This is a genomic window from Bacillus sp. 22475 (assembly GCF_052044835.1).
Taxonomy (GTDB): Bacteria; Bacillota; Bacilli; order Bacillales; family Bacillaceae_G; genus Bacillus_A; species Bacillus_A cereus.
Genome location: NZ_JBQENW010000001.1, coordinates 416,565 through 430,927, shown reverse-complemented (window position 1 = coordinate 430,927; position 14,363 = coordinate 416,565). Strand labels below are relative to the sequence as shown.

Below are 14,363 nucleotides of genomic sequence, written 5' to 3'. Positions count from 1 at the left end.
CCCCTACTTCGTTAAGAAAAAGTTAAATAGTTTCGTATACTCTTCAAGTAATACATCCGTCATATTTTTAAACACATAACCGAGCATCGGTACACTCATCGCAATAAACAAAATCCCACACGTAATTTTAATTACGTACGCATTCATAAAAACGTTTAATTGCGGTGCATTTTTTGCGATTAAAATAAGGACGAAATTAATAATGAATAGACTGCCCATAAGTGGCAAAGCAATTTCAACCGCTGATGTTATCGCAAATAATAACGTTGCGAGTAGACTATCCAAAAAACTAGTCGTCAACAATTTTGAAATCGCCTCTGTATATTGAAACGACTTTAAAATCGTGGCAACGAAATAGTTAATGCCGCCAAGTGAAATAAAAATAATGAGAAAAAATATATCAAAAATGGTTGATAGTAAAGTAGACTGTGAGCCCGCATTTACATCAAACAAACTTGCTTGTGATAAACCGATATCAAAGTCTAAAATATGCCCTGCCATTTTCGGAATGTTCCACAGCATCTCTACAATTTTTGAAAGTGATAAACCAATTACAATTTGCGTTGCTGCATAAGCTGCAACGTCCCAAACTGTCTTGATGTGAGAGACATCCACTTGATCGGCCACTGTAATTGAAAGAGCAAGTCCAAATGTAACCTTTGCCATCGCCGGAATTGATCGACCTGAGAAAAACGGTAAAAAATATAAAAATGAAGTAATGCGACAAAACGCAAAAAACGTCGCCGCCCATAATTCCATATTCATTTCAGTTCACCTATCTTAGTACGAACGCAATAGCGATGGGATTTTATCAAATAAATCTAAAATAAGCATCGTTAACTCTTGGAACATCCACGGACCTAAAATGATAATAACGAGCACAATACTGGCCATTTTCGGTAAAAACGTCAGCGTTTGCTCTTGAATTTGCATCATTGCCATAATAACCGCGATAATAATAACGACAATCAGACTTACAACGGCAATCGGCATTAAAATCATAACCCCTTTATAAAAAAAGGTTTGGAAAATATCTATAATTGGTGACGTATTCATTTATATGACTCCTATCACATAGCATCAAGCGCTTCAGGCGACCGTCTTAAACATAATATCGACGATTTTTGTATATCCACCTAAATATACGAAAACGAGTATTTTAAACGGTAAACTTAAAATCATCGGCGGTACCATCATCATCCCGAGGTACATTAAAAGTGTACTAATAATCAAATCTATAAATACAAACGCTAAATAAATGAACATCCCTGTTAGTAAACCTTTTTGAATTTGCGTTAACGTAAAGGATGGTACGAGTGTAAATAAGGAAAGATCTTTCAAATCTTTCGGCAACTCTTCTCCGCGTACTTTCAGCATCATTTTCAAATCATGCTTATACGTATGCTTTGACATATATTCTTTCATAATAGGAGCTGTCGTTTCCGCAGCTTGACTTACTGTTATTTTCTCTTTCGTCATCGGATCCCACACATCGCTCTTCAGTTGCCCGAGTACAGGCTGCATCGTAAAGAGTGATAAAAATAATGCAAGTCCAACAAGCACTTGGTTTGGTGGTAAATTCATTACCCCAAGTCCTTGACGTGTAATCCCAAGAACGATCATAAAATAAGTAAAATGTGTAAATAATAGAACGATAGAAGAAGATAATGATAAAAGGGTAACGAGCGCAAATAGTTGTACACTTGAATTACCCGTAAACTCTTTTCCATTTTCGAAATTAATAAAACCGTTCGGGGCCGCATACGCTGGATTTACAAAAATAATTGAAAAAACGATAGAAAATACGAAAATAACGGCTAATAATGATAACTGTTTCTTTATTCTCATGATGGATCCTCTACTTTTTTCGTTTCAGTCTTCACCGCGTCTTCTAGTGCTTGTTGAAACTGATTTCCTGTTCCGGTTAATTGCACAGACTGTACACCGTTATTACTAATAACAGTGAACACTTGCTTTCCGTCCACTTCAAATAAAAAGGCACTCGTTTGATGATTTAAATACACGCCGTCTTTTACTTGAATATGGCCATTTTCACCCTGCTTAAAAAACTGCTGTTTGCGCGTCTTTTTCGTCATATAATATGCACCGTAACCGAGCGCACCAAACAGTAAAACGACTTGAAATAAGGTCGTCATATACGACATATGACTCCTCCTCTACTCTTTATCTTGCATTTGACTTTGCGCTTTCATAAGCGCCGCTTGTTTCTTATCAGCTTCAATTTCAGAAATGATAATACCGAATTTCTCGTCCATTACAATTGCTTCACCGATGCCGACTTTCATATTACTTAAATACACATCTACTTTATGTCCTAAGTTTTTCTCTACTTCAAGAACATCGCCAACTTTTAACTGCTTTACATCACCGAGCGTAATAGATGACTTTCCAAGCTTTACACCAAGTTCAATCGAAATATCTGAAACAGTATCAATATGTGCTTTACCTGCTTCATTTCGCTTTCCTGCAAAATCTTCTAATCCCATTAATGACACAGGAGATACTTCATGCTTCATATGGATCCTCCTACTCTACAAAACTTTTAAATAGGAGCGCCTTACGCGTTCCATCTTTTCCAATAAAACAATTAAATTTATGCTTTCCATCTACATAACCAAGTAATTCATCCGAAACTTTCGTATGAAGCGGAATAATATCGCCTTCTTCAATTTGTTCAATCTCACTCATTGTCATTTTCTGCTCACCAATTGCAACGTGAACAGGTTTGTACACTTGATTTACTTTCACTTCCACTTCAGACGTATACTTCCTACGTTTGTCCGAAGAATGTTCGACAATATTTTCAGACGTTAACTTATCCATAATTTCTTCAACAGATAAGAACGGAATCCCGATACGCACCGTCGTATTCCAAAAATCGGTTTTCATATTTACATTAAGTAATGAAATGATATCGCTCGCTGTCGTAATCTTTAATGCATTTGGATCTGTTTCCGTCGTTACAAATTTCGGTTCAATCGCAACAACACTTTCAAATGATTGCTCTAAATTTTTACAAAGAAGCAAGAATATATTATCAAGCGTTAAAAACTCAAACGCTGTTAACGGTCTGCGCATTGTAAAGTTACGCTTACTATCTCCGCCAAGCCAACATTCATGAATATAAATAACGAATGCTAAATCAATCTCAATAACAATTTCTCCAAGCTCTGGTAAACCGAGATCAATCACGCAATATAAATAATAATCTTTCGGCATTTTCTCCACATACTCACTCGTAAATGGAACTTGCTCAACTGTCGAAGGCTCTAGTTCAATTGGAATACGCATACGCGCTGATAACGTCTGTGACGTCTGTTTTCCAAACGTAGAAGCAATCGCTTGCAAACTACGTAAATGCTCAACACCGAACTTCTCTGGTCTATTAAAATCATACTCTTGAAATTTCTCTTGCTTTCCTGCTTCTTGTGCGAAAGCTGGCATTTCCTCGCCTTCATTTACCGCCTTCAGCAGGGCATCAATTTGCTCTTGGCTTAATTTTTCGCCACTCATGACAATCCCCTTCCCTACCTTTTCAATTCAACGATTTCAACGTACATCTTCCCATTCTTCGTCAAAATCTTTCCGGTTCCAATCTCTTCATTCTCAAGCATAAGACGCACCGTATTTTTCGTTGAATTTTCAAGACGATACAATGTACCTTTCGTAATATGAAGCAGATCTTCAATTTTCTTTTTCGTATTTCCGATTTCAAAATAAATTGTTAACGGAATATCATCTTGTAATTTCAAATCTAGCCAACTCCCATATCATGTTCACGAAAATTTCATGTTCTCTCTATATATGAAACTTCTTATTTTGAAACGTCGATATTTAATATTTTTTTAATATATCCTTGCGTTTCTTTAAATGGCGGTACGCCTCCGTACTTTCTTACATTACCAGGACCAGCATTGTAAGAAGCAAGTGCCAATACTAAGTCGCCGTTATTTTTCTTTAAATAACCGCTTAACTCTTTCACGCCACCTTCAATACTTTCAGCTGGTGAAAAGGGATTCTTCACACCCATCTCCTTCACATTCGCTGGCATAAGCTGCATAAGACCCATCGCACCTGCATGTGACACCGTTTTCGGATTAAAATTAGACTCTACTTCAATCATTTTTTGAATTAACGTTTTCGGAATTCCGTATGTACGACTGACGCGATCAATAATATCCTCATACTTCCCTTCATTGGAAGAACGTATTTTTTGAATATTATACTTCTTCGTTAATTCCCACGTATCAGCGGCCTCATTTTTCGTTTCTGGGAAACGTCGTTCAAACTCTTTTTGCGCAACTTGCACTTCATCTGCTTTCTTCGTTTCAGCTTTTTCTTCAGGCTTACTCGCTTCATCTACTTTATTAATAGTTTCTGCCGGTTTATTAACAACCGCTTCTATTTTCGTAGATTGTACCGGCTGACTCATATCTTCTACTTTTGCCGGCTGCGTAGTTTCTTTCGTCTCCTTCGCAGGCTCACTCTGCAACTTCTCTTGAAAACGACTACTAACGAATGCTTGTGGACTACTTAGCTTTTGCTGAATTTGCCCTTTCTTATATGCAAGCACTTCTTTTACTATATTTCCAACTATCATAATATCACCTTTTCGGTAAACAAAGATAATCTAATATTAGAGTTTTTTTTTAAAGTTTGCAATAATCCTTTTAATAATTATGTAATAAAAAAATGAATATATTGTTAAACTGTTATTTTTTTATATTTATTAATTCGAATTTTTAGTTGACACCCGCTATGACAGGGATTACAATAAATCTCGAAATTGATTTTTTCGCATATTACCGTTTTTCAATTTGCAGAAAAGTCAATATAAAAAAATGGGGGTTTCTTAACATGAGAATTAATACAAACATTAACAGCATGCGTACTCAAGAGTACATGCGCCAAAACCAAGCTAAAATGAGTAACGCTATGGACCGTTTATCAAGCGGTAAACGTATCAACAACGCTTCTGACGATGCAGCAGGTCTTGCAATCGCAACTCGTATGCGTGCTCGTGAAAGTGGATTAGGAGTAGCCGCTAACAACACACAAGACGGTATTTCATTAATCCGTACAGCTGATTCAGCAATGAACTCAGTATCTAACATCTTACTTCGTATGCGTGACCTTGCAAACCAATCTGCAAATGGTACAAATACATCTGAGAACCAAGCAGCCCTGGATAAAGAATTCGGCGCATTAAAAGAGCAAATCAATTACATCTCTACAAACACTGAATTTAATGATAAAAAATTATTAGATGGTTCTAATGAAACTATTGCAATTCAAACATTAGATAACGCTGATGAAGGTAAGAAAATTGATATTAAATTAGCAAACGTTTCTACACAATCACTAAGTATTGATAAACTAACAATTGGTGGCGCATCACAAAAAACAATTGATGATGTTGCAGGCAAATTTACTGCACTTAAAACAACAGCTACTACTGACAAAGCTGATATTCAAAAAGAAGTTGATGCTGCTATGAAGGAATTCGATAAAGTTAAAGGATCTATGTCTGCAGCAGATGCTAAAGCCGTTACTGATAAATTAACAGACTACAATAATGCCGCAGATACAGATGTAGCTAAAGCTGCTGCAGCTAAAGTCTTAGGCGCTGCGTTCGATAAAACAAAAGTAACTGTTGCTAATCCTAATGCTGCTGTCGCTGCAATTGACTCTGCACTAGAAAACATTGCATCTAACCGTGCAACTCTAGGTGCTACATTAAACCGTCTTGACTTTAACGTAAACAACCTGAAGAGCCAATCTTCTTCTATGGCTTCAGCTGCTTCTCAAATCGAAGACGCTGACATGGCGAAAGAAATGTCTGAAATGACTAAGTTCAAAATCTTGAACGAAGCTGGAATCAGCATGCTTTCTCAAGCAAACCAAACTCCACAAATGGTTTCTAAATTATTACAATAAGCCATTTGATTTAGTTTCATGAATAAACCTCTCTGCTTGCAGAGAGGTTTATTTTTCTATATAAATGAATTTTTTGTAAATTCTTTTTTTTTGGCAGGATAGAGCATCCACGTTGTGTAAAAGTGGTCAATCCCTATCTCCTCTTATGTTAAAACACAACTAGAAGCTTAGCATAAGTCCCTTTTTCTTTTTATGACTGTTTATTGCCTTTAAAATCCTATATGAATCTATAAAATAAGGAGTTTCTATTATGCGTATTGGTACGAATGCTTTGAGTATGAATGCTAGGCAATCGCTATATAAGAATGAAAAACGTATGAATGTTGCGATGGAGCATCTGGCTACTGGTAAGAAGTTAAACCATGCTTCTGATAATCCAGCTAATATTGCGATTGTGACTCGTATGCATGCGAGAGCAAGTGGTATGCGTGTGGCGATTCGTAATAATGAGGATGCGATATCGATGCTTCGCACGGCAGAAGCTGTCCTTCAAACTGTGACGAATATTTTGCAGCGTATGCGTGATTTAGCTGTTCAATCCGCGAACGGTACAAATTCAAATGCAAATCGTGATTCGCTGAATAAAGAGTTTCAGTCTTTAACAGAACAAATTGGCTATATTGGCGAGATGACTGAGTTTAATGATTTATCCGTATTTGACGGTCAAAACCGCCCAGTTACATTAGACGATATCGGTCATACGGTAAATATGACGAATCATATTCCCCCTTCCCCTACACAACATGACATCAAGATTTCAACAGAACAAGAAGCAAGAGCGGCAATCCGTAAAATTGAAGAGGCTTTGCAAAGTGTGTCACTTCATCGTGCCGACCTTGGTGCTATGATAAATCGTTTACAATTTAATATTGAAAATTTAAATAGTCAAAGTATGGCGTTAACAGATGCTGCATCTCGAATTGAAGATGCAGACATGGCGCAGGAGATGAGTGATTTTTTAAAGTTCAAATTATTAACTGAAGTTGCCCTTAGTATGGTTTCACAAGCGAACCAAATTCCGCAAATGGTTTCTAAACTACTACAATCGTAAAAGTTCACCTCCCTTCTTTGGAACGATTCCATACAAAATAAAAGGGAAATACATATAAACTATGTATCTCCCTTTTATTTTGTACCCAAATTTTATTACTGTGTTACCGTCATAACTTGTCCGCTACGGTCAACCATTATTTTCATTTTTCCGTCTTGTGCATTATATAGCCCGAGTTTATGTAATTCCATTTTACAATCTTGTACGAAAGTTGGTAATTTACGAATTTGATCGATATCAGAACTTGTAATGAAATGAATTAAAAGCTGCGTCATACCTTTAATATCTTGTACAAGCTCTTCTTTCTCTCGTTTTAGCCTTTCATTTTCTAGTTGTAACGACTGCAATTCACCCTCTAAGCTACGTGTATTCTTTGCTTCTCTAGAACGCCCTGCCGCCATGCTAGAAAGCTTATAAATACCTTCCATAAACTGATGTAGTTCGTCTTCTTTCCTTTCACTACATTGATTAATTGTTTCAAAGTTATCAACGATACCAGATATAACTGTTACAAGATTTTTTTCATCCTCTTTATGCTGGATTTCTTCTTTTAATTCGTACTCGTTTTCTTGTTTTCTTGCAACGATTGTCTCTTTTACTGGTATATATTTTCGCTTTCGTCCTGGTTTTTGTTTTTCAATATTTTCAAACGGTATTTCACGTTTTTTCAATTTATAATACGTATTTTGCAATTGACTTTCTGTTTTTGGAAAAAGATTTAGTTCATTTTTACTTACGTATTTTGAAATATTTAAAATGTTTAAACCGTGACGTTGACAAAATTGATACACTTCATACAGTAGCTCTAGTTCAGACTTCAGCCATGTAATTGCTGATTTTTCATATGCTCGCATCCCGCCATTTTTTTCTATATCTATTTGAAATAATACCATTCTATTATGTAAATCAACTAATTCTTCATACTTTACTTGGAATTCTTTTTCTATTTTTTTTAATTCCACCTCTAGTTGCATATCGTTCATTTTATTATTTGACATGTTTTGTAAAAGACCTAATACATTAATTGCTGTGTGGTGATACATAATCTGTGCCACTCCCCCTCATCCTTTCACAATTCTCATCTGACTCCCATGTCTTTTAAGAAAATAGCAATTTTTACATATCCATATTATAACAGTTCGAAATTATCTGTCAAATATTAAACATACAAAAATGTATAGAAAGTATAAAAATTTGGAAAATGTTTTTTATTAATATGCAAAATTGCATATTAATTACATTTAATTATATTATATGGTATTTTGAATATTTTTTCACCGAAAAAATTTGCGTTACCACGAAATATTAATAAAATAACCATCGAAAATACGTTCTTTTATATTTTTAAATCAAAAATCTTCAAATGAAGAATTTTCATACATACAGCACCAAACACCCCAGAAACCTTTCATTTTTCTACCAGCTTAAAATATAGAATACCAAAAAGGAATTAGCCATATGTAGCATTGGCTAATTCCTTCCTCTCTCTAACAGAATAGAGTTATAAACCCAGTCTTCAAATTCTCAATCGAAGTCTCACTTCTTCTTACCTAAAACTACTTCATAACTCTGAACTCACATCGCATGAGACTCTATTAATCACTGAAAACTTACTTACATAAGTAGTTTCCCCTATTCCTACTAAATAGAAAAATGTTATACACCAGCTCTTCTACTTACCTATAACCACTCCATATCTCTGGTCTCAACATCGCATAGGGCTCTATTAAGCACTGACCGCTCAACACTTAGCTAGAGCTTCTATTCTGGCTAGATAGAAGCTTTTAAAGCACTAACTTATCAACTAAACCAATTAACTCTTGAATATCTGGCTTACTTACTTGAGCATTTGCTCCTACAGCTTCACCTTTATGGAATAATTCATTTGTAATTAATGAAGAGAAAATAATGACTGGTAAACGATTCATTACTTCACTATCCTTAACCACTTTCGTTAAATGATGTCCATCCATTTTTGGCATTTCAATATCCGTAATTAGCAGGTGAATATGTTCAAACATTTTTTCGCCTTGCTCTTTCGCTAATTTTTCAATTTGTGCTAACGCTTCTGCACCATTGCTGAAGAAGTTCATTTTCGTATATCCAGCTGATGATAATGTTTCTTCTAATATTTGGCGAAGCATCGCTGAATCTTCTGCAATATAAATTACTTTTTCAGCTCGATCTGTTTTTTGTTCTAACCCTGCAATTGATTTATTGTCATAACCAGTGCCGCTAATTTCACATACAATTTTTTCATAATCTAATAGTAAGATGATTTTGCCATCTAGTTTTACAATACCAGATGTCGTTTCTTCTAGTCCCATAGATAATGAAGCTGGTTCATCAATTTGTTCCCACGAAATACGTTGAATACGATGCACTTCATCAACGCGGAAAATAACTTTCATTTGGTTTAATTCTGAGATGATAAATTTCGTTTGATCAAGTGGCTTTGTTGACTTTAAATTAAGAGCCATTGCCAAGTTAATAACAGGTAAAATTTCACCACGTACTTGAACAACACCTTCAACTGCATGATGAGATTCTGGCACAGTTGTAACAGGGAATGGATTAATGATTTCACGTACTTTCATTACATTAATACTAAATAGGTTTTCACCAACAGTGTACGTAACAATCTCTAATTCATTTGTTCCGCTTTCTAATAAAATACTTTGTGCTTGTGACATAAAGGTGTCGCTCCCCTTCCATTAATTCCGTATATCTAATTATTAAGCTTTATAAAAGCGAAAAAGTCAACTACCTATATAAAAAAATATAGATAGTCGAACGATTCATTTTATAAAAAAACAATTAATCTTGTATAAACGAAGCAAGTGCCTCTAATAACACTTCTTGTGCTCCTACAACTTCCGTCGGCATTGCTTCCCATTTTTTCGAAAGCTCGGTCTCTACTCTTATTCTCAACTCAGAATTCATTTCTGCTAGCACATATTCTTTCGTTGCTATATCAACATCAAGTAGCGCGAGTGCATATAATTCCGGGTCATTTATTTTTTCGAATAATCGTTTTAATACCACCGGTGCTATATGTTTTAATTTTTCAATATGAATTTCCTTATCCGAAAATAGTAACTCATACTGAATAAACGTAACATTTTCTTTAATCACTTTAAAATAACAATTATTTTTTTTATCATTCACAAAATAACCGTTTGGATCTGCAATAATACTCTCTACTTTACGAATTAAATCTGGCAAACTATTCGCCGCCATTACAGTCCGCTGCTCAATCTCACTCGGCGAAATGAATGTAACGCGATACTTATTTTGCGCCATCCTCCTCACCTCTCCTTTTATAGAAATTCAGTCTAATTGTATACTACAACTACCTTAAATTAACTTAAAACTATTTTATATTACCACTTCTTACACTACCATACTACTCTAGTAACGCTACATATCTCTGGTCTTACACATCGGTCGGGACTCTATTAGGCACTAACCGCTCCAAAACATCGCCAGGTCCTCTCTCAAAACCTAAAAAGTGCTTTTAAGAACCTTTCAATAACTCTATGTTATTAAACCAAAACGCTATCTGCTGATCCGTAATATTTGGCAACATAACAAAAAACTCACGACACTTCATCTCATCCTTAAACAGTTGATACTTCCAAACGCTATCGCTACCAACACTTATGAAATAAAACTCATGGATGCGGCCAATGATTGCTTGTTTTTCGCCAAATGAATACGGAGGCACTTGCTTAATTTCAAATTGATCTGGTAAATATACATGCTCTTCTCGTTCTATTTTTAATACTTGCTCGGCAAGTTCACGTTTATTTTCGAAAAAAGGCAATTGTAAAATTCGCTCTTGTCTTGTCATACGAATAAAAAACCCTTTCTACTCCATTACATTTTTTCATTACGATATATTATCGAATTAAGTTTACAACTTCATTTAATACTTCATCTGAAACTTTAATTACTTTCGCATTTCCTTGGAATCCGCGTTGGTATAACATTAAGTCAACGAACTCTACAGATAAATCTACGTTTGCACCTTCTTGTGCACCACCACGTACTTTACCCGCACCGTTTTGACCAGATGCACCAAGAGCTAAAATACCTGTTGTATTCGTCGCTGTATAGTTACCATTACCTGTTTTCATTAGTCCGCCTTCGTTCGGGAACATCGCAACAGCTAATTGACCTGCAGATTTCATACTTCCATCAGAATATTTTACCATCACATATCCACCGTCAGCAATGAAGCAATCTTTAACCGTCGCTGCTGCTCTACCATCTACGTCTGTTACTGATAATGTTTTATCTGTTGGATGGTTTGTTAAATGACTTAAGTCTAATTTTATAGAGCCGCCATCAAATGGAATATTGGCTCCTTGCTCTTTCGGATTTGGATTTCCAACAGCATCAAATGTCATATTACCACCTGCACCTGGAACATCTTTAAACTCTGTTTCTTTTTTCGAGTCATTACGCATTTGTACTTTATATGTATAATTATGTTCGCTCGTTTGTTTAAACTCTACACGCATTGTCCATGTATTCCCCGCATTATCATATACAGGTAAATCTTGTGTGATTTGTTTTTCACCAGTTGGAATATTCCCTTTAATGGTCCCTTTCGATGTTCGAATACCACCAATTGCTGTTCCCATTGGAATTTGCAACGGTCCTGGAATTCCAGATAAATCAACTTCACCAGTTGCCTCATTTGCAGGGTATGCAAATACGTATTGACCTTCAGTATTCGTAATATAGTAATCTGAAGATATCCCAAACGTACCTTTACGAGTAAATTCCATATTTCCGCCTTTTGAATCACCTACAACGAAGAAACCATTACCTTCCATTGCGGCTTGTGTTTTGCCACCTGTTAACGTAATTGTACCATCACTATAATCCGTAACAGTACCACTCATTTTCACACCGTTACCAATACTTTTCGGATTCGTTCCTGCGTATTTACCGTCACCTTTTGCACCAATCGAATTGTTATATAGTAAATCATCAAACATTGCTTTTTGTTTTTTATAACCTACTGTTTGTGCATTGGCAATATTATTTGAAGTTACACTTAATGCATTTTGTGTTGCATTCATCCCTGTAATACTTGTATATAACGCTTTAATCATAACGTATGGACACTCCTTATGAATTTGTAGTTTTTACTTCTTCAGTTACTTTTTGATCGTCTTTCTTTGCGTCTTCTGGGTTCGTTTCCCCAATCGGTTTATCAGACACTCTCTCAACGAAACGAAGAGATACAACCTTATTATTAATAACGAGCTGTACATCGTTATTTTCCGCAAGGCGAACCGTTTCTACTTGACCGGTTACTTTGTTTCCGTCACCGTCAACACCTCTTACGTATTTACCTAAAAACTTCATTCCACCATCAAGTGCTGTTGAATACATCGTTGATTGTAGCTTATCTACTGCTTTCGTCATATTCTGTACTTGTTCCATTAGAGATAACTGTGCTGTCTGATTCATCATTTGATTCATATCCATCGCATTAAATGGATCTTGATGTTGGAAACTTGATAAAAACAATTTTAGGAAATCATCTTTCCCCATTACCCCAGGAGTCTTTTGCGCTCCTGCCGAAACTCCATTACTTTGTTGCACTGGCGATTGTACACCATTAACAGGTACATTACTTTTTTGCGCTCCTGCTTGTAACGGAATATGATTTGTACTCGTTGTATTTAATCCAACTGTTGGCACGCTTTATTCCTCCAATAATCCCGCAAATTCTGTTGATTGTTGTTTTTCATGATTTGTATTTGCTAATTTCTGTTTTTGCCTTTGCTCTTGTTCTCGCTGTTCTTTACGATTTTCATCTTTATCTGAATAGCTAATTTGAATATTGATTTCTTTTTCTTTTAACTTTAATTTCAATTCATCAAAAATGATTTCAACACGTTTTTTCGCATCGTGTTTTTCCATTTCTACGTGAACGTCAATTTGATCTCCGTGTTTTTTCATAAACACTGTTAATGTACCAAGTTTTTCTGGATTTAACTGGAATAAAACACGTTCTTGTTTCACTACAAATTTTTGCAGCGCTTCTACTTGCGCTTCCATTTTCTTTCCTAAATCAGGTAATGAAACTTTCTCAGCACCACTATTTGATTTCCCTACTTGTTCGGTACTTGTCGTTTTATTTAATAACTCTGCACCTGCAGAGCTCGAATCATTTAATGCATCAACCTCTGGCAACTCTACCTTTGCATCATCGCTCTCAAGTTTCGGAAGATCTACCTCTTTAGACTCTTCTTGTTCCTTTGCAATATTACAAGTTTCTGTTTCTACAACTTTCAATGCTTGCATCGTTTGCTCTGGCATCTTCATTTTGTCTAATACCATTTGCATTGTATCTTCTAAACATATAGCATTTTTGATATTCATATTTGAAAGAAGTTCTTGTAATTGTTGTAATTCAGCTGCAGGTAATTCATTAAGTTTAATATTGCCATATTCTTTATATAGCTCTTGTATTTTTTGTATGTATTGATATAACAATTCCGGCTGCACATGTAATTGCTCAATTGCAACCATTTGCTCAGATACAGCTAATAACAACTGTTCTGTCTCTTTTTTTTCTTCTTTCTTTACATTTGGTTCTTCTTTCGTTACCGATTTTTTAGAAAGAATATAATCTTTTTTCTCTTCTGTTGGTGCTTCTTCTCGTTTCGTTTTCTCCGTTTGCGGCTGTTTTTTATTTTCCATTCTCATCGTACGATCGAATGAAGAATCTTCATTTTTTGATTGTACTTCTAGCCCTTTTTCTTTTTGCGGAGGTAAACTTTGTTGCACCGGTAATACAGATTGTATCACTACATTCACCTCATCCATTCATACACATTTTCAAATCCAGAAGCATTTTTTCTTCCAGCTTTTCTTGTGCTTTCGCAAGCTTTTTACAATTTTCTTGATACATCTCATCAATGACACGTTCTTTTTCTTTTACTTGCTCTAAAAGGCTTTCATTTTTTTGAATAAAACCTTCCGTTTTTTTAATTTTTCGATTCCATTCTTCTATTCTTTCAGGTGAAAACGTATGTGAAGAAAGCATGCCCGCCATAATACGTTGCCCAGTTTGTACGACTTTACTACGCGATTTCACAACATATAAATCATATTCTTTTTTTTGTTCTATTTTTCTTTTTTCAGCTGTTAATTCATACACTTCTTTTAAAATATGTTCTTTTTCTTGATTTATTTGCAATTTTATTGTGTCGTACTGCTGTTTATCCACCTGTTTTCATAGCCCCTTCCTATTATAACGTTCTCTTTTTCTATTATATAGTTTTTTTCCAAAAAAATCTGTGAAATATTAAAAAACAAAAAAATAAGA

18 protein-coding genes are annotated in these 14,363 nt (G+C 35.3%); 2 read left to right on the top strand and 16 right to left on the bottom strand.

Features of this window, described 5'->3' with window-relative positions; all coding sequences use genetic code 11:
• Positions 1 to 3 precede the first annotated feature (3 nt).
• From ACTJJY_RS02405 to ACTJJY_RS02370, 8 genes are all read right to left on the bottom strand, one after another.
• Positions 4 to 765, bottom strand: a complete 762-nt coding sequence (locus ACTJJY_RS02405; RefSeq protein WP_001055695.1) for a flagellar biosynthetic protein FliR — start codon at positions 763 to 765, stop codon at positions 4 to 6.
• Between the two features lie 15 nt (positions 766 to 780).
• Positions 781 to 1,056, bottom strand: a complete 276-nt coding sequence (locus tag ACTJJY_RS02400) for a flagellar biosynthetic protein FliQ (RefSeq protein WP_001098080.1) — start codon at positions 1,054 to 1,056, stop codon at positions 781 to 783.
• Between the two features lie 33 nt (positions 1,057 to 1,089).
• Positions 1,090 to 1,848, bottom strand: a complete 759-nt coding sequence (locus ACTJJY_RS02395) for a flagellar type III secretion system pore protein FliP (RefSeq protein WP_440604897.1) — start codon at positions 1,846 to 1,848, stop codon at positions 1,090 to 1,092.
• A complete protein-coding gene (locus ACTJJY_RS02390; protein ID WP_000121178.1) occupies positions 1,845 to 2,165 on the bottom strand; it encodes a hypothetical protein in 321 nt (106 codons plus the stop codon). The genes ACTJJY_RS02395 and ACTJJY_RS02390 overlap by 4 nt, the downstream gene beginning before the upstream one ends.
• A gap of 12 nt (positions 2,166 to 2,177) precedes the next feature.
• On the bottom strand, positions 2,178 to 2,537 hold the full coding sequence (gene fliN, locus ACTJJY_RS02385; RefSeq protein ID WP_000680010.1) for a flagellar motor switch protein FliN: 360 nt from the start codon (positions 2,535 to 2,537) through the stop codon (positions 2,178 to 2,180).
• A gap of 10 nt (positions 2,538 to 2,547) precedes the next feature.
• Positions 2,548 to 3,534 (bottom strand): flagellar motor switch protein FliM, encoded by a 987-nt coding sequence (fliM, locus tag ACTJJY_RS02380; RefSeq protein WP_000012361.1) that lies wholly within the window; start codon positions 3,532 to 3,534, stop codon positions 2,548 to 2,550.
• Positions 3,535 to 3,548: 14 nt separating this feature from the next.
• The gene (locus ACTJJY_RS02375; protein ID WP_000775712.1) at positions 3,549 to 3,773 is read right to left on the bottom strand and encodes a flagellar motor switch protein FliN; all 225 of its coding nucleotides are present in this window, start codon (positions 3,771 to 3,773) and stop codon (positions 3,549 to 3,551) included.
• 62 nt (positions 3,774 to 3,835) lie between these two features.
• Positions 3,836 to 4,621, bottom strand: a complete 786-nt coding sequence (locus tag ACTJJY_RS02370) for a lytic transglycosylase domain-containing protein (protein ID WP_440604896.1) — start codon at positions 4,619 to 4,621, stop codon at positions 3,836 to 3,838.
• Between the two features lie 257 nt (positions 4,622 to 4,878).
• On the opposite strand from ACTJJY_RS02370, the gene ACTJJY_RS02365 reads away from it, so the two are divergent.
• Both ACTJJY_RS02365 and ACTJJY_RS02360 read left to right on the top strand, forming a co-directional pair.
• Positions 4,879 to 5,958 (top strand): flagellin N-terminal helical domain-containing protein, encoded by a 1,080-nt coding sequence (locus ACTJJY_RS02365; protein ID WP_440604895.1) that lies wholly within the window; start codon positions 4,879 to 4,881, stop codon positions 5,956 to 5,958.
• Between the two features lie 250 nt (positions 5,959 to 6,208).
• Positions 6,209 to 7,009, top strand: coding sequence for a flagellin N-terminal helical domain-containing protein (locus ACTJJY_RS02360; RefSeq protein WP_440604894.1), 801 nt, complete (start codon positions 6,209 to 6,211; stop codon positions 7,007 to 7,009).
• 95 nt (positions 7,010 to 7,104) lie between these two features.
• Here the strand turns inward: ACTJJY_RS02360 and ACTJJY_RS02355 are convergent, their stop codons facing one another.
• The 8 genes from ACTJJY_RS02355 to ACTJJY_RS02320 form a co-directional block, all read right to left on the bottom strand.
• On the bottom strand, positions 7,105 to 8,052 hold the full coding sequence (locus tag ACTJJY_RS02355) for a DNA-binding domain-containing protein (RefSeq protein WP_136997003.1): 948 nt from the start codon (positions 8,050 to 8,052) through the stop codon (positions 7,105 to 7,107).
• Positions 8,053 to 8,793: 741 nt separating this feature from the next.
• Positions 8,794 to 9,702, bottom strand: a complete 909-nt coding sequence (locus tag ACTJJY_RS02350) for a chemotaxis protein (RefSeq protein WP_000075943.1) — start codon at positions 9,700 to 9,702, stop codon at positions 8,794 to 8,796.
• Between the two features lie 124 nt (positions 9,703 to 9,826).
• The gene (locus ACTJJY_RS02345) at positions 9,827 to 10,312 is read right to left on the bottom strand and encodes a hypothetical protein (protein WP_063546972.1); all 486 of its coding nucleotides are present in this window, start codon (positions 10,310 to 10,312) and stop codon (positions 9,827 to 9,829) included.
• Positions 10,313 to 10,526: 214 nt separating this feature from the next.
• Positions 10,527 to 10,862 carry a DUF3964 family protein gene (locus ACTJJY_RS02340; protein ID WP_000198166.1) on the bottom strand — a complete coding sequence of 112 codons (336 nt, stop codon included), beginning with the start codon at positions 10,860 to 10,862 and terminating at the stop codon, positions 10,527 to 10,529.
• 49 nt (positions 10,863 to 10,911) lie between these two features.
• Positions 10,912 to 12,135, bottom strand: coding sequence for a flagellar hook protein FlgE (locus ACTJJY_RS02335; RefSeq protein ID WP_000588320.1), 1,224 nt, complete (start codon positions 12,133 to 12,135; stop codon positions 10,912 to 10,914).
• A 16-nt stretch (positions 12,136 to 12,151) separates the two neighbouring features.
• Positions 12,152 to 12,730, bottom strand: coding sequence for a flagellar hook assembly protein FlgD (locus ACTJJY_RS02330; RefSeq protein ID WP_001143462.1), 579 nt, complete (start codon positions 12,728 to 12,730; stop codon positions 12,152 to 12,154).
• Positions 12,731 to 12,733: 3 nt separating this feature from the next.
• Positions 12,734 to 13,843, bottom strand: coding sequence for a flagellar hook-length control protein FliK (locus ACTJJY_RS02325; protein ID WP_033666553.1), 1,110 nt, complete (start codon positions 13,841 to 13,843; stop codon positions 12,734 to 12,736).
• A gap of 10 nt (positions 13,844 to 13,853) precedes the next feature.
• Complete coding sequence (locus ACTJJY_RS02320; RefSeq protein ID WP_000360860.1) at positions 13,854 to 14,264, bottom strand: hypothetical protein; 411 nt, start codon at positions 14,262 to 14,264, stop codon at positions 13,854 to 13,856.
• Positions 14,265 to 14,363: the final 99 nt, after the last annotated feature.